Below are 20,461 nucleotides of genomic sequence, written 5' to 3' on the forward strand. Positions count from 1 at the left end.
GGAGACCGCCATGACCCACCCCGCCCACGACCTGCTCACGGCCCTCGGCGTGTCCCTCCCCGACGGAGGCGACCTGCCCGTCCACTCGCCCATCGACGGCGCCCGCCTCGCCATGCTGCGGTCCGCCACCCCGGACGACGCGCGCGCCGCCATCACCACCGCACACCATGCCTTCCTCGTGTGGCGCGACGTTCCCGCCCCGCGGCGCGGTGAACTCGTGCGGCTGCTGGGCGACGAGCTGCGCCGCCACAAGGCCGAGCTGGGCCGGCTCGTGTCCCTCGAGACCGGCAAGATCCTGAGCGAGGGCGAAGGCGAAGTGCAGGAGATGATCGACATCTGCGACTTCGCCACGGGCCTGTCGCGGCAGCTGCATGGCCTCACCATCGCGTCCGAACGCCCGGGCCACCGGATGATGGAGCAGTGGCACCCGCTCGGCGTGGTCGGTGTGATCAGCGCGTTCAACTTCCCCGTGGCCGTCTGGGCGTGGAACGCCGCGCTCGCCCTGGTGTGCGGTGACCCGGTCGTCTGGAAGCCTTCGGAGAAGACCCCGCTCACGGCGCTGGCCACGCAGTCGCTGCTGGCGCGTGCCCTCGCCCGGTTCGGCAGCGACGCGCCCGAAGGCCTGTCGCAGGTGCTCGTCGGCGGCGCGGCGCTGGGCGAGGTGCTGGCGGACGATCCGCGCGTGGCGCTCGTCTCGGCGACGGGCAGCACCCGCATGGGCCGACTCGTGGCGCCCCGCGTCGCGGCACGGTTCGGGCGGGCCCTGCTGGAGCTGGGTGGCAACAACGCCGTCATCGTGGCGCCCACGGCCGACCTCGATCTCGCGGTGCGCGGCCTCGTGTTCGGTGCGTACGGCACGGCCGGCCAGCGCTGCACGACCACGCGGCGGCTCTTCGTGCACGAGTCGGTGGCCGACGCGCTGCTGACCCGCCTCGACCGCGCCCGTGCGAGCCTGTCCATCGGGGACCCGCTCGCCACCGGCACGCTCGTGGGTCCGCTGGTCGACGAAGCGGCGTTCGGACGCATGCAGGCCGCGCTGTCGCGGGCCCGCGGCGACGGTGGCGAGGTGAGCGGCGGCCGGCGCATGCTCGCCGACCGGCATCCCCACGCGTGGTACGCCGAACCGGCGCTCGTGCGCATGCCCGGGCAGACGGCGGTGGTGCGCGAGGAGACTTTCGCCCCGATCCTCTACGCCATGCGCTACCGGGACTTCGACGAGGCCCTCGCGCTGCAGAACGACGTGCCGCAGGGCCTGTCGTCCGCGGTCTTCACGAACGACCTGCGCGAGGCCGAGGCCTTCGTGGCCGCGAGCGGCTCCGATTGCGGCATCGCCAACGTCAACATCGGCACGTCGGGCGCCGAGATCGGCGGGGCGTTCGGGGGCGAGAAGGAGACGGGCGGCGGCCGCGAGTCGGGCTCGGACGCCTGGCGCCACTACATGCGCCGCGCCACCAACACGGTGAACCGCTCGCGCGCGCTGCCGCTCGCGCAGGGCGTGCGCTTCGACGTGTGATCAGGTGGCGTAGAAGCCGAGGAACAGGTCGACGCTGTCGGCCAGCACCTGCTGCTGCCGCGCCGGATCGAGCGGCGGCTGCCCCATCGCCAGTTGCGGCCAGAACGCAAACGACTTGATCAGGCCCTGCAGCTGCTGCGCGGCATAGGCCGGGTCGACCCCGGCGCGCAGCCGCCCGTCGCGCTGCGCCTCGCGCACCCAGGTGGCGAGACCCTCTTCCTTCTCGGGCAGGCGCGCCACCATGTCCTGCGCCCGCTCGGGCGTGTGCATCATCTCCGCCATCGCCACGCGCGACAGGTCGATGAAGCTCGGGTCGTTGAGCAGTTGCATCTTCTGGCCGAGGAGTTCCAGCAGCTGCGCCCGCAGCGGCTGCTTCGGTGCGTACGCCACCCCCGCGAGCCCCTGGCTGCGTTCCCACAGCTGCGACAGGATCGCGGCGAACAGCTCGTCCTTGCTCGGGAAGTGGTTGTAGACGGTGCGCTTGGACACCTCCGCCGCAGCCGCGATGCGGTCCATGCTGGTGCCGGCGAACCCGTGTTCGCGGAACTCGGCGATGGCGGCGACCACGATGGCGTCGCGCTTGCGGTCGGTGAGGCGGGTGGGCACGGGTTGTGAACTCATGCCCGAATTTTACACTGCGCAGTTTACTTTTCCAAAAAGCGCACTACACTGTGCAGTGTACTTTTGATGAAGGCACGCCCATGCTGAGCCGCCTGCCACGGATCGCCCTCTACCTCTTCTTCTTCGCCGCCCTGACCGCCATGACCTGCACCCTCCTCGCCCGAGCCGCCGTCCCGGCGGCCTCCCGTGCCACGTCGCCGCAGTACGCGGACGGCAAGTTCCACAACGTCGTCCCCCACGAGGACCCCGGCTTCTTCAAGACACTGGAGATCATGTGGCGCGTGCTCACCACGAAGCGCACCGACGCCACGCCCAGCAAACCCATCCCGGTGCTGGCCCTGACCCGTGCCGACCTCGTCAACGCCCCCGACCGCAGCCTGTGGCGCCTGGGCCATTCGACGATGCTGCTCAAGCTCGACGGGAAGTTCTTCCTGACCGACCCGGTGTTCTCCGAGCGCGCCTCGCCCATGTCCTTCGCCGGCCCGAAGCGTTTCCACGCGCCGCCGCTGCGCATCGAGGACCTGCCCGACATCGAGGCCGTGGTCCTGTCCCACGACCACTACGACCACCTCGACCACGACGCGGTGCTGGCCCTCGCGCCGAAGGTCGGCCAGTTCCTCGCGCCGCTGGGCGTGGGCGACCGGCTCGTCGAATGGGGCGTGCCCGCCGCGAAGGTGCAGCAGTTCGACTGGTGGCAGGGCACGTCCATCGGCGGCGTGCGTTTCGTCGCCACGCCGGCCCAGCACTTCTCGGGCCGCAGCCTGAGCGACCGCAACACCACGCTGTGGGCCTCGTGGGTGCTGATGACCGACGACACCCGCATCTTCTTCAGCGGCGACACCGGCTACCACGCCGGCTTCAAGACCATCGGCGAACGTTTCGGCCCGTTCGACCTGACGATGATCGAGACCGGCGCCTACGATGCCCAGTGGCCCGACGTGCACATGCAGCCCGAGCAGAGCCTGCAGGCACACCTCGACGTGAACGGCAAGGTGATGATGCCCATCCACAACGGCACCTTCGACCTGGCGCTGCACCCGTGGACGGAACCCTTCGAGCGCATCACCGCGCTGGCCGAGGCCGCGAAGGTGCCGCTGACGGCGCCGCAGATGGGCGAACGGCTGGACGTGCTGGCGCCCTCGCCGTCCACCCACTGGTGGCGTTGATCAGAACACCACGCCGGCCGAGAGGATCACGTTCGCATACGGCGTGAACTCGCCGGTGCGCACGATGGCCCGGGCGCCGGCCGAGCGCGCCTTGAAGGTGCCGTGGTCGACGTGGGCCAGCGGGATGGCGCCGAGCCGCGCGCGCAACACGCCGGCCAGCGCCGGGGACCGGTCGAGCATCTCGCCCGCCGCCACGGCGCTTTCCACCTGCAACTCCGACAGCACCGCCAGCAGCACCTGATCGAACGACGGCACGCCGCCGCTCACCGCGAGGTCGATGCAGCGCGTGCCGGGCGGCACCGGCAGGCCGGCGTCGGCGATCACGAGCTGGTCGCCATGCCCCATCGCCGCGATCAGCTGAGACAGCTCGGCGTTCAGCAGCATCGTCTTTTTCATGGGTTCCCCACTTCGTGGCGGTACGGCATGCCGCCCACCGCGCCCGCCCGCGTCACGCTGAGCGCGGCGGCCTTCTGGGCGAACGCGGCCGCGGCCGCGACGGAGGCGCCTTCGACCCGCGCCGCGGCGAAGGCGCCGATGAAGGTGTCGCCGGCGCCGGTGGTGTCGACGACCGGGCCGGTGGCCGGCGCCGGGACCCGCTGGACGAGACCATCCGCGTCGATCTGCAGGCCGTCGGCGCCGAGCGTGAGCAGCACGGTGGCCGGCCCCATCGCCCGCAGGTGCGCGGCGGCAGCCGCCGCGTCGAGGTCGGAACCCGCGAGCAGGGCCGCCTCGGTTTCGTTGGGCACCAGCACGTCCACATCTGCCAGCAGCGCCGCGGGCAGGGCCTGCGCCGGTGCCGGGTTGAGCAGCACCGGCACGCCAGCCGCGCGGGCCCGGCCGATCGCATGCCGCACCACGTCCAGTGGCGACTCCAGCTGGCACACGAACAGGGCCGCGCCCGCGAACAGGGGTGCCGCGGCATCGACGTGGTCCGTGGTGAGCGCCGCATTGGCCCCGGCCGCGAGCGCGATGCTGTTCTGGCCGGCGTCGTCCACCAGGATCATCGCGACGCCGGTGGCAGTGCCCGCGACGACGTGCAGGTGGGTGGTGTCGATGCCCTCGCCCGCCAGCACGGACTGCGCGGTGCGGCCGAAGTCGTCGTCGCCCACGCAGCCGATGAACGCGACGGAAGCGCCCAGCCGCGCCGCGGCGATGGCCTGGTTCGCGCCCTTGCCGCCGGGCAGCGTGCGGAAGTCGCGGCCGTGCACGGTCTCGCCGGGCAGCGGCAGCGCCGCGCAGCGCAGCACCAGGTCGGCATTGACGCTGCCGAGCACGACGACCCGGCCCGTCACCGCGCCGCCTCCGGCACGGGCCCCGACGACTGGCGCACCAGCAGCGAGGGTTGGAGGATCGTGCGCTGCAGCGCACGCGACGGATCGGCGATGCGCTCGAGCAGCAGCTGCGCGGCGAGCTGCCCCGTCTGGTGCTTGGGCTGCACCACGCTCGTGAGCGGCGGGTTGCTGTGGGCCGCGAGCGCGATGTCGTCGAAGCCCACCACCGACACGTCCTGCGGGATGCGCAGCCCGCGCTGAGCCGCCGCGCAGATCGCGCCGATGGCCATCAGGTCGTTCGACGCGAACACCGCGGTGGGCCGGCGGGCCGAGTCGAGCAGCGAGGTCATCGCGGCCAGGCCGCCGGCGCTCGTGAAGTCGGCGCCGCGGATCAGCCGGTCGTCCACCGTGACACCGCCCTCGCCCAGCGCCCGGCGGTAGCCCTGCACCCGCTCGCGCGCGGACGACAGGCCGAGCGGCCCGGCGATGCAGCCGATGCGCCGGTGCCCGAGCTTGAGCAGGTGCTGCGTGGCGAGGAATCCCCCGGCCTCGTGGTTCACCTCGACCAGGTCGGCCGCCAGGTCGTCGATCTCGCGGTCCACCACCACCTGTGGCATGCGCGCGGCGCGCAGCGTGTCGAGCAGCTCGACGTCGCTGCCCGAGGACATCACGATCAGGCCGTCCACCTGCTTCTCCGTGAGCAGCCGCACGTAGTTGCCCTGCTTGATCGGGTCGTCGTCGGAGTTGCAGAGGATGACGTTGAACCCCGCCTCGTAGAACGTGTCCTCGATGCCGCGGATGATCTCGGCGAAGTACGGGTTCGAGCTGTTGGGGATCATCATCCCCACGGTGTGGGTCCGGTTGCTCTTGAGGCTGCGGGCGAGCGCGCTGGGCACGTAGCGCAGCGCCTCGATGGCCTCCTGCACGCGCACGCGGGTGGCCTCGCTCACGAAGCGGGTGTCGTTGATGACGTGCGACACGGTGGCCACCGACACCTGGGCATGCTGGGCCACGTCCTTGATCGTGCTCATCGGGTCGGTCTCGTCGTTCTCGTGCGGGGTGCGGCCATCATCGGTCAGTCGGCCGCGCGGGTCAGGCGCGCCCGGTACACGTCGAGCACCACCGCCAGAATGATCACGAAACCCGTGACCATCTGCCGCAGGAAGTCGCTCATGCCGATCAGGATCAGGCCGTTGGCCAGCACGCCGATGATGCAGGCGCCCAGCAGCGTGCCCACGATGGAGCCGCGCCCGCCGCTCAGGCTCGTGCCGCCGATGATCACCGCCGCGATGGCGTTGAGCTCGAAGCCGATGCCCGAGATGGGGCTCGCGATGGTCAGGCGGGTCATGTAGATCACGGCGCCCACGCCCACCGCCGCGCCGCAGATCACGAACGCGGCGATCTTCACGGCCCGCACGCTGTGCCCGGCCAGGCGCACCGCCTCCTCGTTGTTGCCGATGGCGTAGACGAGCCGGCCGAACACGGTGCGGTTCAGCACGAACCAGCCCAGGGCCACCAGGGCCAGGGCCACGAGGAAGATCGCCGGCAGGCCCAGCACGGTGGCGCTGCCGAAGTCGTTGAACGCGTCGGGGAACTCGTAGATCGAGCGGGCCTGGGTCCACTGCAGCGCCGCGCCCCGCGCGATGTTGAGCATGCCCAGCGTGACGATGAACGACGGGATGGCCCAGTACGCCGAGATCGCGCCGTTGGCCAGGCCGCACACCGCGCCCACCGCGACGCTCGCGAGCAGCGCGAGCGCGATGGCGGGCCCGACCGACAGCCCCTCGAGCTTGAGCACCGTGCCGGCCACCACCGCACAGAAGGCCATCACCGAGCCCACCGACAGGTCGATGCCGCCGATCAGGATCACGAAGGTCATGCCCACGGCCAGGATCACGTTGATCGAGATCTGCGTGAAGATGTTCGTGATGTTCGTCGACGTGAGGAAGATGGGCGACAGCATCGCGAACACCCCGACGAGCGCGACGAGGGCGACACCGATGCCGGCTTCGCGCAGCACGGCACGGGTGCGGTGGCGCAGCGAGGTGCGGGACGGGGCCGCGAGGGAGTTGGAAGGGTTGCTCATGATTGAACCGTCGCGGTCTCGCGGGCCGCGGCCCGCGTGTATTCCTGGTACGCCATCGCGAGGATGGCCTCTTCGTCGAACTGCGCGCGCGGCACCTCGCCGGTGATCACGCCGCGGCTCATCACCATCATCCGGTCGCACAGGCCCATCAGCTCGCGCAGGTCGGACGACACCACCAGCACGGCCAGGCCGCCCGCGGCCAAACGCTCGAGCAGCGCGTGGATCTCGGCCTTCGCGCCCACGTCCACGCCCCGCGTGGGTTCGTCGAGCAGCAGCACCTTCGGCTGGCGCAGCAGCCACTTGCCGAGCACCACCTTCTGCTGGTTGCCACCGGACAGCTCGCGCACCGGCTGGTCGATGGACGCGAGCCGCACCTGCAGGTCGGCCACCATGCGGCGCGCGGCGTCGGCCTCGGCGCCGGCCTGCATCAGGCCCGAGCGCGAGACGGCGGGGAGGTTCGCGAGCGACACGTTCGCGCGGATCGGCATGTCGAGGATCAGGCCCTCGTCCTTGCGGTTCTCGGTGAGCAGGCAGATGCCTTCGGCGAGCGCGCGGTCCGGGGTGTCGGTGCGCACGGGGCGGCCGTCGCGGAACACCTGGCCGGCCACCGGCGGGTCGGCCCCGAAGATCGCACGCACGGTTTCGGTCCGGCCCGAGCCCACGAGCCCGGCAAGGCCGACGATCTCGCCGTAGCGCAGGCTGAACGACAGCGGGACGGAACCCCGTTGCCCGCGGAAGCGCAGGCCCTCGACCCGCAGCGCCGGCTCGCGCGTGGTGTCGAGCACGGGGGCCTGGCGGGACGACGGACCGGCGAGGTCGCGGCCCACCATCAGCCGCACGAGGTCGTCCGTCGTGGTGCCGGCAATGGGACGCGTGTCGACCTTGCGGCCGTTGCGCAGCACCGTGACCCGGTCGCACACGTCGAACAGTTCCTGCAGGTGGTGCGAGACGAACACCACGGTCACCCCGCGGTCGCGCAGCTGGCGGATCAGCTGCAGCAGCCGGTCGGTCTCGCGCGGCGTCAGCGTGGCCGTGGGTTCGTCCATGATGACGATGCGGCTGTCGCCCGACAGCGCCTTCGCGATCTCGATCAGCTGGCGCTGCGCCATGCCGAGCGTGGCCACGCGGGTGGACGGGTCCAGGTCGTCGAGGCCCACGAGCGCGAGCAGCTCCGTCGCGCGGCGGCGCAGCGCGCCGCGGTCGAGCAGGCCCAGGCGGGTGCGCGGCAGGCGTTCGAACAGCAGGTTCTCGGCCACCGACAGCTGGTCGAGCATGTGCAGTTCCTGGTGCACCACGCGGATGCCCGCGCGCATCGCGTCGAGCGGGTTGTGGGGCGCGTAGGTCTCGCCGAACAGCACCATGCGGCCGCCGTTCGCGCGGTCGGCGCCACACAGGATCTTGATGAGGCTCGACTTCCCCGCGCCGTTTTCGCCGGCGAGCGCATGCACCTCGCCGCGCTGCAGCGTGAGGTCCACGCTGTCGAGCGCGAGCACGCCCGGATGGCGGCGCGTGATCCCGTGAAGTTCAAGGGCGGGTGCGAGGGCGGGTGTGTCGGCCATGATGATGGATCGGGTGGGCGGCCCGCGGGCCGCCCTGCCCTCGTCACTTCACGTTCTTCGCGGTCACGAGTTCGATGGGCGTCTTGACCCAGCCCTTCAGCGGCTGCTTGTCCTTGCGCGACTTGATCCCGTAGTCGATGGCGTTGGCGGCCATCTCGGAGCCGAACTGGTCGACGGTGGCGAGCACCTTGCCCTGCTTGATCAGCGGGCGGATGGCGGGGATGTTGTCGAAGCCCACCACCTTGATCTTGCCCGTCTTGCCGGCGGCATCGATGGCCTTGGCCACGCCCACCGCCATCGAGTCGTTGGCCACCATCACGCCCTGGATGTCGGGATTGGCGGTCAGGATGTTCGTGAACACCGCGTTGGCTTCCTCGGTCTCCCAGTGGGCCGTCTGCGAGGTCACGACCTTGAGCTTGCCGGCCTTGGCCGCGTCCTCGAAGCCGAGCTTGCGCTGCGTGGCGTTGTCGGCACCGGGGTTGCCTTCGATGATCGCGATCTTCGCGCCCGGGCCGAGCGCCTTGGCGAGTTCGTCGCCGGCCATCTTCGCGCCGGCGCGGTTGTCGGGGCCCACGAAGGCGAGGTCGAGGTTCGCCTTCTTCAGCGCGGCCGGGTCGAGCGCCACGTCGAAGTTCACCACCGTGATGCCGGCCTTCAGGGCCTTGGCGACGGGTGCCACCATCGCGCGCGAGTCGGCCGGGGCGATCACGATCACGTCGTACTTCTGCGTGATGAAGTTCTCCACCGCGGCGGTCTGGGCGTCGAAGTCCGTCTCGGACTGCATGCCCACGGCCTTCAGCTCGAAATCGCCGCGCTTCTTCTCGTGGGCGATGGCGCCCTCGGTCATGTTCTTGAAGAACTCGTTCGCCAGCGACTTCATCACCAGGCCCACCCGCGGCTTGGCGGTCTGGGCGTGGACGGCGGGAACCAGCGCGGGGCCCGCGAGGACCAGGGCGGCGGCCACCGCGGCGGCGCGGCGGGTGAAACGGATCGTCATGTCATGTGCTCCTCAGGAGGTGGGTCGTGACCGGACGGCGTTTCGCAATGCTGGCCGGTGGAAGCAAACGTTTGCGTAAACGTTTACGTCGATCGGCATTTCAGTCCAACGCGCCGCGGGTGAACAGGGGGATTACCCGCAAGGAAGCTGTCGTCCCGGCGGAGGCCGGGACCCCGGGCGCAGGCCGAAGGCCCCGGCCTCCGCCGGGCTGACGGGTTGTATGAAACACTCACGATCGCCCTCCCCCACGCCAGCCCACCTTGTCCCGCTCCCTCCTCACCGACCTCTCCGTCTCCGCCACCGTAGCAGGCCTCGTCGCCGTCCTGGTCGGCTTCACGAGTTCGATCGCGTTGATCTTCGCGGCCACCCAGGCCCTCGGTGCCACGCCGTCGCAGACGGCCTCGTGGATCTGGGCGCTGGGCCTCGGCACCGGCCTCACGAGCCTCGGGCTGTCGCTGTGGTACCGCAAGCCCGTCCTCACGGCCTGGTCCACGCCGGGTGCGGCGCTCATCGCCGCGACGCAAGGCGTGCCGATGGCCGAGGCCGTGGGCGCGTTCATCGTCTGCGCGGTGCTGATCGCCGCGGTGGGCTACAGCGGCCTCTTCGAGCGGGCGATGGACCACATCCCGGTCGCCATCGCGTCCGCGCTGCTCGCCGGCGTGCTGGCCCGGTTCGCACTCGAGGCGGTGGTGGCGAGCCGCACGCAGCCCCTGATCGTGTTCGGCATGACGGCCGCGTTCCTCGCGGGGCGCCGCTGGTGGCCGCGCTACGCCGTGCCGGTCGTGCTGCTGGCGGGCATCGTGATCGCCTCGGTGTCGGGCCAGCTGCGGCCCGGTCCGGTGGACTGGGGCTGGGCGCATCCGGAATGGACCACGCCCGAGTTCTCGGTGCGCGCGCTCGTGGGCATCGCGCTGCCGCTGTTCCTCGTCACCATGGCCTCGCAGAACCTGCCGGGGGTGGCCGCGCAGCGCACCGCGGGCTACGACATCCCCGTGTCCCCCACGGTCGGCGCCACCGGCCTCGCCTCGCTGCTGCTGGCGCCGTTCGGGGGCTACGCGCTGAACCTCGCCGCCATCACGGCGGCCATCTGCCTCGGCCGTGAAGCCCACGAGGACCCGGCGCGGCGCTACACCGCCTCGGTGGCCGCCGGCGTGTTCTACATCGCGGTGGGCCTGGCCGGCGGCGCGGTGGCGGGCCTGCTGGCCGCGTTGCCCAAGGAGCTGGTGATCGCGGTGGCCGGGCTCGCGCTGCTGAGCACCATCGGCAGCGGCCTCGCGAGCGCGCTGCGCGACGAACACCACCGCGACGCGGCGCTGCTGACCTTCCTCGTCACGCTGTCGGGCGTGAGTTTCCTCGGCATCGGCTCGGCGTTCTGGGGCGTGGTGGCCGGGGCCGTGGCGTCACTGGCGACCGCCCGCCGCCGTCACGGCTGACCCAGCAGCCTCAGGCGCACCTGGCGCAGCCACTCCTCCCGCGCCGCGTCCCAGGTGTAGAAGCCCTGCCCGCTCGCGCGGCCACGCTCGCCGCGGTCCGTGTGGCCCTGCAGCACGTCGAGCACGTCCTCGGACTTCGCGAGTTCGGGCATCAGGTAGCGCGAGATCGTCAGGAAGGTCTCCAGCCCGCCCACGTCGGCGCCTTCGAGCGGGCCGATGGCGGCGTACCGCCTGCCGATCGACAGCTTCATCACGCGGTCGATGGTCTCGGCGTCTGCCACGCCTTCGCGCAGCAGGTGCAACGCCTCGCGCAGCACCGCGAACTGCAGCCGGTTGCCGATGAAACCCGGCACCGCCTTCTTCAGCCGGACCGGCTCGCAGCCGGCCTGGCGCAGCAGCGATTCCACCCCGTCGAGCACGTCGGGCCGTGTCGTGGCGGTCGTCAGCACCTCGACCAGCGGCACGATGTGCGGCGGGTTCCAGAAGTGCGCCACGAGGAACCGGTCGGGACGCACCAGGGGGCGTGCCAGGTCCTCCGGCGTGAAGCCGCTGGTGGTGCTGGCGAGCGTGGTGCCGGGCGCGAGCACGGGCTCCAGCCGCGCATACAGCGCATGTTTCTCGGGCAGCACCTCGCGGATGGCCTCGAAGACGGTGCCGCAGTCCGCGAGCGCGGCAACGTCCCGCGTGACCTCGACCCGCACCAGCACGTCGCGCGCCTCGGCTTCGCCGAGCGCCCGCGCGGCCACCAGCTCGTCGAGGATGGCCGCGCAGCGGGCCGGCACACGGCCCGCCGCGGCCTCGTCGGTCTCGAACACCCGCACCGCATGACCCGCGGCCGCCATCTGCGTGGCGATGCCACAGCCCATCAGCCCGCCGCCGGCCACGCCGATCCGAACCCGATCCGTCATGAGGGAGCACTCCTTGTCGATGAGCCGACAAGGGTACCCGCTCAGCGCCGTTCGTAGACCGTGATGGTCACCCGCCCGAGGCCCGGCGTGATCGTGCCGACGTAGTTGCCGTTGTTCATCGCCGCGAACGCGCCGCCGGTCGGGGCCTCGAAGGTCACCGCCGTGAGGTCCGCCGAACCGAAGTCGCCGCAGTTGCGCACGACGATCGTCTCGCCGTTGGCGGCCTTCAGCGTGTAGCGGGCCTCGACCTGCAGGCCGCCCGACACCGTCAGTTGGTGGTCCGCGCCGCCGGGGTTCACCGAACCCGATCCGAACGAGCCGCTGTACGTGCCGCCGGTGATGGGGATGATGTTGCGGCGTCCGCGCTTGGACGTGCCCACCGCCTGCGAGCTGCCGATGTTCACGCGTGCGACGAGCACCTGCGCGCCTTGCGCTGCCGATGCCGGCGCCACCGCGCAGTTGAAGGGCTGCTGTTTCAGCGCGGCGTCGGCCGGCACACGCGTCACGGGATCCGCGGGGTTCGGCGTCGCCGAGACCGCGTTCACCGACAGGCGGATGCCCGAGGCCGTGACCTCGCGGCGACCCACGTAGGTGCCGCTGTTGAGCCACTGCCACGTGCTGCTGGTCGGTGCCTCGAAGTCGGCGACGACCCGCTGGCCCGTGCCGTCGGCCACGCCGCACAGCCGCACGTAGATCAGCGTGCCATCGGTGGCGCGCAGCGTGTAGCGCGACTCGTGCTCCTGCGCGCCGCTGGGCAGTTGCAGGTCGAAGTCGAGCGCGCCGCTGAGCACCGTCCCGCCGAGCGACCCACCCGACAGCGTGCCGCCGGTGGTGCGGATCACGCGGCGTTGCCCGTAGGGCGTGGCGCCGACGACGATGGGTGCGTCGGCCGCCAGCGTGGTGTTGAACACGGGCGTGCCGGTCGCGGGGTCGGGGATGCCGCCGGGCAGGCCGCAGGTCCACGACGCATCGGGCACGATCGTGCCGGTGCGCACCGGCGGTTCGGTGGACGTGGGCTCACCTTCCACCCGCACGCTGGCGACCGTGTACGACTCCAGCAGGCTGCTGGCGGCCACGGCGAACTGCAGCGTCACGCGGCCCGGGTTGTCGCCGAGGTCGAACGTGGCGGCGCCGCTCGCCGAACGCGCGGACTCGAGCGTGCGCGACTGGCCGTTGACCACCGCCACGATCGTGCCGGCCTCGCCGGCGTCGAGCCCCGTGGTCGAGCGGTTCACGGTGACCTTCACCTGGCGGTGCCCCGCGGTGTCGATGGCAGCGCTGGTGAGCCGGCCGGGGCTCGACCCGCCGGAGAGCCGCGCCCCGGTGCTGCCGGTCGACACGCTGCCGGTCGCGCTGAACGACCCGAGGCCCGAGGAGAACACCTGGTCCGCGAGCACCGCGGCCAGGGGCGAGGACGAGTGGAAGACCAGGGCGAGCACGGTGCAGGCCGGGGCCAGGAAGCGGTTCTTCATCGAAGGAATTCCTGAAAGGGAAATGGGAAACGCCCTGGCCGTCGGGCCAGGGCGGAGGTCAGGCCACGAGGGCGCGGACTACCAGTTCTTCTGCTGCGAGACCCACTTGCCGGTGGTGAACGCCCCACCCGGGGTCAGGAAGCTCGCGCGGCGGTCGTCCTCGTCGGCGAGGTGCCAGCGCAGCCACGCCACGATGCCCGGCAGGGCCTCGCGCGCCGCGTTGATGTGCGTGGCGCCCGTGATCACCGAGAAGAACACCGGCGTCGTGGTGGCCGTGTAGTCGCGGCGGCAGTTCGGCGTCGCCGTGGTGTCCTCCGAACCGCAGAAGTAGGCCGCGGGCTGGCGCAGGTTGCGGGAGCCCTGCCCGTCGAACGAGCCGCCGGCCACATGGATCGTGGTGGACAGGCGCGGGTCGCTCGCGATCGCGAACGTGCCCACCGAACCGCGCGAGTGGCCGCCCGCCGCGATGCGGGTGGTGTCGATCTTCTGGTAGTACGGGCTCGCGGGGCGGCCGTTCTCGGCGATCAGCCAGTCGATGGCCGACTTCATCTCGCTGCCGCTGCTGGTCGACGTCTCGGAGTACACGATGAAGCCGTGCGAGGCGATGCGGCGCAGGTGGAAGTCGTACTCGGCCGGCCCCGTCCCGGCACCCGGCCCCCAGATGAACACGGGGTGCTTCAGGCCGTTGGCGCCGAGCGTGGTGGGACGCACCACCCAGCCGTTGCGGCCGGGGCCGGTCGACGTGGTGGCCGTGGTGGCGAACGGCCCGTCGGCGTCGACGCTGCTCACCGGCGGCAGCGTGCCGCCACCTCCGGGCGGCGGGTCGCCCGCACGCTGGCCCGACAGCACGACCTCGTCGACCGTGTAGCTCTCGAGCGCGCTGTTGGCCGACACCGCGAAGCGCAGGCGCACGTCGGCCTGGTTCGACGCGCTGTCGGGCAGCGCGATCGACGTGCTGCCCGAGGCCGTGCGCGTCGACTCCAGTGTCGTGTAGGCCCCGCCGTTGACGGAGACCGAGGCCACGCCGGCCTCGCCGGTGTCGAGGCCGCTCGTGCTGCGCGTGAAGGTCAGCGTCAGCTTCGAGACGTTCGTGGTGGCGATGGGGCCCGACGTGATCACGCCCTTGCCCGATCCGATCGAGCCCGCGAGGCGGATGCCGGCGCTCGACGTGTAGACGCTGCCGGTGCCGGCGAACTGCCCGAGGCCGTTGGTGAAGCGTTCCTCGAACACGACGGTCTGCGCGCCGGCCGCGGCCGACACGAGGGCCACGCCGATGCCGACCAGCAGCCTCCTGGTGAATGCGATGTTCATGCTTGTCTCCTGTGGGTGTTGTGGTGGCAGGAATCGTTTTGCCGTTCACGCCCGCCTGCCTCGGCGCGCGAGCAGACTCTAGGAACGCGGGGATGGCCCGTCTTTCAGGATCGTGCGGCGCGTGGCGCAAGAACCCCGGCCCGGATTCCCCCGTGTGGATCGGGTCGTCCTGCCCGGCAGGAACATCGGCGCCGACGTGTCGGCAGGTGGACCGCCGGTCATGCTGCAGAATGGGCGCCCTCCCTCACTGGACCCGAACCGGAAGCTCCCCATGCGCGACGTGAACATCAAGGCCGTGACCCTCGGGGTGCTCGTGTCGCTCGCCGTGGTGCTGGTGCTCTCGGTCATCCTCTTCGCCGTCTTCGGCGGACACCTGCTCGACACCGAGATGGGCGACGCCGAGTTCGAGGCCGCCGTGAACGCGCTCGTGCTCACCCCGGCCGTGATGTTCTGGACCTTCGCCGCGAGCGCGGTCGCCACGGTGCTCGGGGCCTTCACCACCACCCGCATCGCGCAGCGGGCACTGTTCCCGAACATCGTCGCCTTCCTCGTGGTCTCGGTCGTGCTCAGCCTGCTGGTGTCCGACAACATCTACCCGCTGTGGGCCGAGGTGGTCAGCTATGTGCTGATGCTGCCCTCGGCGTACGCCGGCGTGTACCTCGCCAGCCGCCCGGGCGCGGCACGCCGCAGCTGACCGCCGCGCTTGCGCTCGACGGAGCGCGCCCGTAGGATCCACGCGAAGTCGCGGCATCCGCGTTGCTCGTTTCCAGGACCGGGATCGATGCCCGAAGCGACGCTTCTCCTGGAGGCCTGTCATGCGCACGACGAAGGTGGAGGAAGCCGCCGCCCTGGTCCCCGACGGGGCGACCGTGATGGTGGGCGGTTTCATGGGAGTCGGTTCCCCCGAGGGCCTGATCGACGAACTGGTGCGCCAGGGCCGGCGCGACCTCACGGTGATCGCCAACGACTCGGCCCAGCCCGGCGTGGGCATCGGCAAGCTGGTCACCGCCGGCGCGCTGCGCCGGCTGATCGCGAGCCACATCGGCCTGAATCCCGAAACGCAGCAGCTGATGAACAGCGGCAAGCTGCAGGTGGACCTCGTGCCGCAGGGCACGCTCATCGAACGCATCCGCGCGGCGGGCCACGGGCTCGGCGGCGTGCTCACCCCCACCGGCGTGGGCACCCTCGTCGAGGAGGGCAAGCAGAAGATCGAGGTCGACGGCCGCCCCTACCTGCTCGAGACCGCGCTGCACGCCGACTTCGCCCTGGTGCAGGCCTTCATGGCCGACTACCTCGGCAACCTCGTCTACGCGCTGACCGCGCGCAACTTCAACCCCGTGATCGCGATGGCCGGCCAGACCGTGATCGCCGAGGTCGAGCAGATCGTGCCGGTCGGCATGATCTCGCCCGACCACGTGGTCACGCCCGCGGTGCTCGTCGACTACCTGGTGGGGAGGTGCTGAGATGGATGCCCAGACGATCATCGCGCGGCGCATCGCCCTCGAACTGAAGGAAGGCATGCTGGTCAACCTCGGCATCGGCATCCCGACGCTCGTCGCGAACTACGTGCCGCCCGGCATGCACGTGTACTTCCAATCCGAGAACGGGCTGATCGGCACCGGCCCGGTCCCCGACGTCGACCTCGTGCAGGCCCGCCTCACCGACGCCGGTGGCCGCCCCGTCACCGCCATCCCCGGCGCCAGCACCTTCGACAGTTCGATCTCCTTCGGCCTCATCCGCGGCGGCCACGTCGACATGACCGTGCTCGGCGGCCTGCAGGTGGACGCACAGGGCCGGCTGGCCAACTGGATGATTCCCGGGAAGATGGTGCCCGGCATGGGCGGCGCGATGGACCTCGTCACCGGCGCCAAGCGCGTGGTGGTCGCGATGCAGCACACCGCGAAGGGTGCGCCCAAGATCGTCGAGCGCTGTGCCCTGCCCCTCACGTCGGCCCGCCCCATCGACCTGATCGTCACGGAGCTGGCCGTCATCGCCCAGGAAGGCGGGCGGCTGCGGCTGCTGGAAACGGCGCCGGGGGTCAGCGTCGAGCAGGTACTGGCGGCGACCGAGGCGACGCTGGAGGTCGCCGAAAACGTCCGCGCGATGGCGCTCGGCTGACCATCCGGCGGCCCTCAGTGGTCGCTGCCGTTGCTGGCGTGGTGCGAGTGCAGGTACTCCTGCACGTCCACCACGAGATCGCCGGCCGCCTTGACCGCGGCACGGACATCGTCGGGGGTGACGCCGAGCCGGGCGGCCCAGCGGTGCACCGCCTCGTCGTCGATCACGCGGATGCGCTCGTGATGTCGGCCACCGGTGTCAGGGGCGAGTTCTGGCATGGCGATCTCCTTCGGACTGGGCTCCCGAAGACCGGCAAGCGCCATGCCCGCCCGGCAGGGAGGCAGGCACACCAGCACAAGGGTTGTCCGGAGACGGTCCGCTGGCGACGGGGCCATACTCGCCGTCTCGCGGCAAAGGAACACGCCATGGAAAACGACGAGCAGTACGGTCTCGACCTGTCCCGCGAGGACGTCGACATCCTCCGCCGCATTGCCGAGAACGGGTCTGGCGGCTACCAGGGCCCCACGCTCGAGCGACTCGAGCGCCTGGGCTACCTCACCCACGCCGACCTCACCGGGGGCCGCCGCCTCACGCCCAAAGGCGAGATGACCCTCGCGCTCGTGCGCTGACCCGGGCGACCGAAGCTTCGTGAGCAGGCACGACCTCGACCGCCCCTACATCGACCAGGTGTCGATGCAACGCTACGAGGCGATCGACGACACGACGGCGGACGCGTACGGCAGGTTCGTGCTATCGACCGCGCTGTCGAACATGGAGTACGAACTGCGATTCCAGCGCCTGAACGCCACGCGCGCGATGAAAGCACCGCCGAGCGCGAAGCGCGTGCTTCCCGGCCACCTCGTCGTGCGGCATCCGGGGCAGCCGGACCAGTACGAGACGTGGATGCCCGAGCATGTGTTCGCGGACCTGTACCGGCCCGCGAAGGCCTGAGCGTGAAGCTGCGATTTCGCGGATGGCATCGGGCCAGGCGGCCCGGGGCTCATCGTTTGATGCCCCGCCAGCAGGCGACCGCCAGCCACATGAACCACGCCCCGCAGACCACGAACAGCGAGAGCGAGACCCAGAAGACCACGGGGTTCAGGCTGCGATGGGCCACGAACGAGGCCGCCCTGCTCGCCACGCGGATCTGCCCGGAGACGATGGCTTCCACGCCCTGGAAGATCATGTCGCAGCCCAGCGGGAAGATGCACAGCGCCGACACCCGGCACACCAGGAACAACCAGGTCGGCAGTTGCGGGGTGTGCGACATCGGGTGACCTTGCTGGAACCATCGGGGCAGGCGGCGGCACGCGGCACCTGGAAATGAAAACAGGCGCCGAAGCGCCTGTTTTCCTAACGTTGGGTGGGGTGGCTGACGGGACTCGAACCCGCGACAACAGGAATCACAATCCTGGACTCTACCAACTGAGCTACAGCCACCGCAGAGCCAATCATTATAGCCTGAGAAATCTCACTTCGACGCGACGGTGTCCGTGGTTTTTTCTTCGGCGGTGGCAGCCGGGGCCATCACCTTCACCTTGAAGCGCGACTTGAGGGCTTCGTAGTAGGCATCGGACTCGGCCGCGCCCCAGGCCTGCGCGTACTGGGCGCTCGCCTGTTTCGGGTCGGCCACGACCGGGTCGCGGCCCAGCACCTTGGTGATGCGCACCACGGCATAGCCCTGGTCGCCGAGGTCCACGCCCACCACCGCCGGCAGCGAGGCGGACGGTGCCTTCAGCGTGGCGTCGACCACGTCGCGCGGCAGGTCGCCCGGCTTGGCGCGCGACAGGGTCACGGCGGGCTTGTCGAACGCGGTGGCCGGTGCGGCCTTCGCGGCGGCGAGGCGGGCCTCGCCTTCCTTGCGGGCGAGCGCCGCGGCCTGCTGGGCCACGAGGCGGGCCTTCACCTGGTCACGCACTTCGGCGAGCGGGCGCACGGCGGCCGGATGGTAGGCGGTGACGCGGGCGGCGGTGAGCTGGTTGGCCTTCGTCTCGACAGCTTCGGTGTTGCGCTTGTTCTGCAGCGAGTCGGACGAGAACACCGCCTCCAGCAGCTTGGCCGAGGCGAGCGGGCCGTCGGCGCCCTGCTGCGGCGTACGCAGCACGCCCTTGGCGGTCTTGACCTCGAGCTTGAGCTTCTCGGCCACGGGCTTCAGGCTGTCGGACTGTTCGTAGACGGTGTTCGTGAACTCGTTGGCCGCCTCGGCGTAGCGGGACTGGGCCAGTTGCTTCTTCACTTCGTCTTCGATTTCGGCACGGACCGATTCGAAGCTGCGGACGTCGCCGCCCTTCACGGCCTGCAGCTGCAGGATGTAGAAGCCTTCGGGCGTGACGACCACCGGGCTGACCTCGTTGGGCTTGAGCGCGAAGAGCGCCGTCTCGTAGGCCGGGTCGGTGTCGCCCTTCGCGATGAAGGCATCGACGTCACCGCCGCGTTCGGCCGTGCCGGCGTCCTGCGAGTTCTTGCGCGCCACGTCGGCGAACGTGGCCGGCGCCTTCACGAGCTCGGCCTGCAGGGCCTCGGCCTTCGTGCGGGCGGCGGTGCGCTCGGCCTCGGGCGCGGACGTGCCGGCCTTGATCAGGATGTGGCGCACCTTGCGTTCCTCGGCCACGGTGTAGCGCTTGACGTTCTCGGTGTAGTACTTCTTCAGGTCGTCTTCGGAGACCGTGATGCCCTTCTTCACCGCGTCGAGGTCGAGCACGACGTATTCGATGTCGGCCTGTTCGATGGAGCGGAACTGGGCCTGGTGGGCGGCGTCCTTGTAGTAGGCCTCGATGTCGGCGTCGGTGGGGTTCACCTTCGTGGCATAGGCCTTGGCATCGAAGCGCTCGACCTGCGCCTCGCGCTGCTGGAACAGCGCGTCGAGGGCGGTGGACGTGGTGGCGTCGGGTGCGGTGACCGAACCGGTGAGGCCCAGCGTGACCTGGCGCAGCGCCAGCATCTCGCGCATGCGCTGCTCGAGGCCCTTCACGGACATGCCTTGCGCGGCCACGGCCATCTCGAGGCGGGCGCGGTCGATGGTGCCGTCCGGGCCGCGGAACGGCGCGAACTGCGGGTCGTTGCGGTAGAAGGCCAGCAGGCGCTCGTCGCTCGTGTTGTAGCCGCCCTTGTCGGCCGCCGCGCGCATCACGCGCTCGCGCACCAGCTCGTCGAGGGCCTGGCGCTTCATCTCGGGCGTTTCCAGCATGCGCAGGTCGACGTTCGGAGCCTGGGCGCGGAACTGCTCGATCTGCTGGCGGAACCACGCGTCCCATTCGCTCTGCTTGATGTCGTGGCCGTCGACCTTCGCCACCGCGTGGTTCGCCCCGTCACGCAGGTTGAAGTAGCTGTCGACACCGACCAGGACGAACGAGCCGATGATCAGCGGCACGAGCACATACATCAGTACGCGCGAATAGGAGCGGATGGTTTCGAACATCAAGACCTCGAACGGTGGGCGTCATGTCGAAGGGGGCGGCCCCTTCTGTTGTTGTTGGCGCGGCGTCTTTCCAAATGCGACAAAGGCGAACCGGGGTTCGCCCGCGGTTCGCCTTTTTGCAGAGATACGCTTGTGTGCGGCAGGGAAAACTTTTTGATTTTAGTCTACTGGCGAGGGCCGCCTGGCAGAACCGGGTGTTGACCCGAGTGGTGGGTGCTGAGGGGCTCGAACCCCCGACCTACGCCTTGTAAGGGCGCCGCTCTACCAACTGAGCTAAGCACCCCGGAGAACAACAACATCAAACCAGACCGCACAGCGAGGGGACCCGACCGCTGCGCGGTGAATTCACCTGAAGGATCAGTTCAGCGCGTCCTTGAGGGCCTTGCCCGGACGGAACTTCGGCACCTTGGCTGCCTTGATCTTGATGGCGGCACCCGTGCGCGGGTTGCGGCCGGCGCGCGCGGCGCGCTTCGTGACGCTGAAGGTTCCGAAACCCACCAGCGAGACGCTGTTGTTTTTCTTGAGTGTTGATTTCACACCACCGATCAGGGCTTCCAGCGCGCGCGTTGCCGCAGCTTTCGAAATGTCGGCTTGCTTGGCAATGTGCTCAATCAATTCGGATTTGTTCACGTAGGTACCTCGTCTTTA

The 20,461-nt window shown here is 70.4% G+C and carries 22 protein-coding genes and 2 tRNA genes; 8 read left to right on the plus strand and 16 right to left on the minus strand.

Translation table 11 applies throughout. The features are described from left to right. Positions 1-10: 10 nt before the first annotated feature. On the plus strand, positions 11-1,513 hold the full coding sequence (amaB, locus tag A4W93_RS16490) for an L-piperidine-6-carboxylate dehydrogenase (RefSeq protein WP_085751645.1): 1,503 nt from the start codon (positions 11-13) through the stop codon (positions 1,511-1,513). Here the strand turns inward: amaB and A4W93_RS16495 are convergent, their stop codons facing one another. Further along, positions 1,514-2,134 (minus strand): TetR/AcrR family transcriptional regulator, encoded by a 621-nt coding sequence (locus tag A4W93_RS16495; RefSeq protein ID WP_085751646.1) that lies wholly within the window; start codon positions 2,132-2,134, stop codon positions 1,514-1,516. Positions 2,135-2,274: 140 nt separating this feature from the next. Between A4W93_RS16495 and A4W93_RS16500 the strand changes: the two genes are divergently transcribed. Next, positions 2,275-3,300, plus strand: a complete 1,026-nt coding sequence (locus tag A4W93_RS16500; protein WP_085754200.1) for an MBL fold metallo-hydrolase — start codon at positions 2,275-2,277, stop codon at positions 3,298-3,300. Here A4W93_RS16500 and rbsD read toward each other — a convergent pair whose 3' ends face one another. The 6 genes from rbsD to A4W93_RS16530 are packed head-to-tail and all read right to left on the minus strand — an operon-like array spanning position 3,301 to position 9,213. Continuing rightward, on the minus strand, positions 3,301-3,696 hold the full coding sequence (gene rbsD / locus A4W93_RS16505) for a D-ribose pyranase (protein ID WP_085751647.1): 396 nt from the start codon (positions 3,694-3,696) through the stop codon (positions 3,301-3,303). Beyond that, entirely contained in the window at positions 3,693-4,592 is a 900-nt protein-coding gene (gene rbsK / locus A4W93_RS16510; protein WP_237357554.1) for a ribokinase, read from the minus strand. Before rbsK ends, rbsD begins: the two co-directional genes overlap by 4 nt. Then, positions 4,589-5,602, minus strand: coding sequence for a LacI family DNA-binding transcriptional regulator (locus tag A4W93_RS16515; protein ID WP_085751648.1), 1,014 nt, complete (start codon positions 5,600-5,602; stop codon positions 4,589-4,591). The genes rbsK and A4W93_RS16515 overlap by 4 nt, the downstream gene beginning before the upstream one ends. A gap of 44 nt (positions 5,603-5,646) precedes the next feature. Then, positions 5,647-6,657 carry an ABC transporter permease gene (locus A4W93_RS16520; RefSeq protein ID WP_085751649.1) on the minus strand — a complete coding sequence of 337 codons (1,011 nt, stop codon included), beginning with the start codon at positions 6,655-6,657 and terminating at the stop codon, positions 5,647-5,649. Then, the gene (locus A4W93_RS16525; RefSeq protein ID WP_085751650.1) at positions 6,654-8,216 is read right to left on the minus strand and encodes a sugar ABC transporter ATP-binding protein; all 1,563 of its coding nucleotides are present in this window, start codon (positions 8,214-8,216) and stop codon (positions 6,654-6,656) included. The genes A4W93_RS16520 and A4W93_RS16525 overlap by 4 nt, the downstream gene beginning before the upstream one ends. 43 nt (positions 8,217-8,259) lie before the next feature. Then, positions 8,260-9,213, minus strand: coding sequence for a sugar ABC transporter substrate-binding protein (locus A4W93_RS16530; RefSeq protein WP_085751651.1), 954 nt, complete (start codon positions 9,211-9,213; stop codon positions 8,260-8,262). Between the two features lie 260 nt (positions 9,214-9,473). Here A4W93_RS16530 and A4W93_RS16535 point away from each other — a divergent pair, with 260 nt between their 5' ends. Beyond that, positions 9,474-10,646 carry a benzoate/H(+) symporter BenE family transporter gene (locus tag A4W93_RS16535; RefSeq protein ID WP_099959923.1) on the plus strand — a complete coding sequence of 391 codons (1,173 nt, stop codon included), beginning with the start codon at positions 9,474-9,476 and terminating at the stop codon, positions 10,644-10,646. Here A4W93_RS16535 and A4W93_RS16540 read toward each other — a convergent pair. The 3 genes from A4W93_RS16540 to A4W93_RS16550 form a co-directional block, all read right to left on the minus strand. Continuing rightward, on the minus strand, positions 10,637-11,554 hold the full coding sequence (locus tag A4W93_RS16540; RefSeq protein ID WP_085751652.1) for a 3-hydroxyacyl-CoA dehydrogenase family protein: 918 nt from the start codon (positions 11,552-11,554) through the stop codon (positions 10,637-10,639). The two genes, A4W93_RS16535 and A4W93_RS16540, sit on opposite strands and share 10 nt — an antisense overlap. Before the next feature lie 41 nt (positions 11,555-11,595). After that, positions 11,596-13,026, minus strand: coding sequence for a DUF3237 domain-containing protein (locus tag A4W93_RS16545; RefSeq protein WP_085751653.1), 1,431 nt, complete (start codon positions 13,024-13,026; stop codon positions 11,596-11,598). A gap of 78 nt (positions 13,027-13,104) precedes the next feature. After that, positions 13,105-14,337, minus strand: a complete 1,233-nt coding sequence (locus A4W93_RS16550; RefSeq protein WP_085751654.1) for a poly(ethylene terephthalate) hydrolase family protein — start codon at positions 14,335-14,337, stop codon at positions 13,105-13,107. A 271-nt stretch (positions 14,338-14,608) separates the two neighbouring features. On the opposite strand from A4W93_RS16550, the gene A4W93_RS16555 reads away from it, so the two are divergent. From A4W93_RS16555 to A4W93_RS16565, 3 genes are all read left to right on the plus strand, one after another. Then, complete coding sequence (locus A4W93_RS16555) at positions 14,609-15,031, plus strand: hypothetical protein (protein WP_085751655.1); 423 nt, start codon at positions 14,609-14,611, stop codon at positions 15,029-15,031. Between the two features lie 121 nt (positions 15,032-15,152). Then, positions 15,153-15,800 carry a CoA transferase subunit A gene (locus A4W93_RS16560; protein WP_085751656.1) on the plus strand — a complete coding sequence of 216 codons (648 nt, stop codon included), beginning with the start codon at positions 15,153-15,155 and terminating at the stop codon, positions 15,798-15,800. Between the two features lies 1 nt (position 15,801). Beyond that, positions 15,802-16,455 carry a 3-oxoacid CoA-transferase subunit B gene (locus A4W93_RS16565; RefSeq protein WP_085751657.1) on the plus strand — a complete coding sequence of 218 codons (654 nt, stop codon included), beginning with the start codon at positions 15,802-15,804 and terminating at the stop codon, positions 16,453-16,455. 14 nt (positions 16,456-16,469) lie between these two features. Here A4W93_RS16565 and A4W93_RS30065 read toward each other — a convergent pair whose 3' ends face one another. Next, positions 16,470-16,673, minus strand: coding sequence for a DUF3606 domain-containing protein (locus tag A4W93_RS30065; protein WP_157782173.1), 204 nt, complete (start codon positions 16,671-16,673; stop codon positions 16,470-16,472). A 147-nt stretch (positions 16,674-16,820) separates the two neighbouring features. Between A4W93_RS30065 and A4W93_RS16575 the strand changes: the two genes are divergently transcribed. Beyond that, positions 16,821-17,024 carry a hypothetical protein gene (locus A4W93_RS16575; protein WP_085751659.1) on the plus strand — a complete coding sequence of 68 codons (204 nt, stop codon included), beginning with the start codon at positions 16,821-16,823 and terminating at the stop codon, positions 17,022-17,024. Between the two features lie 19 nt (positions 17,025-17,043). Further along, positions 17,044-17,346 carry a hypothetical protein gene (locus tag A4W93_RS16580; protein ID WP_085751660.1) on the plus strand — a complete coding sequence of 101 codons (303 nt, stop codon included), beginning with the start codon at positions 17,044-17,046 and terminating at the stop codon, positions 17,344-17,346. A gap of 49 nt (positions 17,347-17,395) precedes the next feature. Here the strand turns inward: A4W93_RS16580 and A4W93_RS16585 are convergent, their stop codons facing one another. From A4W93_RS16585 to A4W93_RS16605, 5 genes are all read right to left on the minus strand, one after another. Beyond that, entirely contained in the window at positions 17,396-17,665 is a 270-nt protein-coding gene (locus A4W93_RS16585; RefSeq protein WP_085751661.1) for a hypothetical protein, read from the minus strand. A gap of 94 nt (positions 17,666-17,759) precedes the next feature. Continuing rightward, positions 17,760-17,835, minus strand: a tRNA-His gene (locus A4W93_RS16590). 31 nt (positions 17,836-17,866) lie between these two features. Further along, a complete protein-coding gene (locus A4W93_RS16595; RefSeq protein ID WP_085751662.1) occupies positions 17,867-19,813 on the minus strand; it encodes a SurA N-terminal domain-containing protein in 1,947 nt (648 codons plus the stop codon). A gap of 207 nt (positions 19,814-20,020) precedes the next feature. Beyond that, positions 20,021-20,096, minus strand: a tRNA-Val gene (locus tag A4W93_RS16600). A gap of 74 nt (positions 20,097-20,170) precedes the next feature. Next, complete coding sequence (locus tag A4W93_RS16605; RefSeq protein ID WP_085751663.1) at positions 20,171-20,443, minus strand: HU family DNA-binding protein; 273 nt, start codon at positions 20,441-20,443, stop codon at positions 20,171-20,173. Positions 20,444-20,461 lie beyond the last annotated feature (18 nt).

This window comes from Piscinibacter gummiphilus, assembly GCF_002116905.1.
Classification (GTDB): domain Bacteria; phylum Pseudomonadota; class Gammaproteobacteria; order Burkholderiales; family Burkholderiaceae_C; genus Rhizobacter; species Rhizobacter gummiphilus.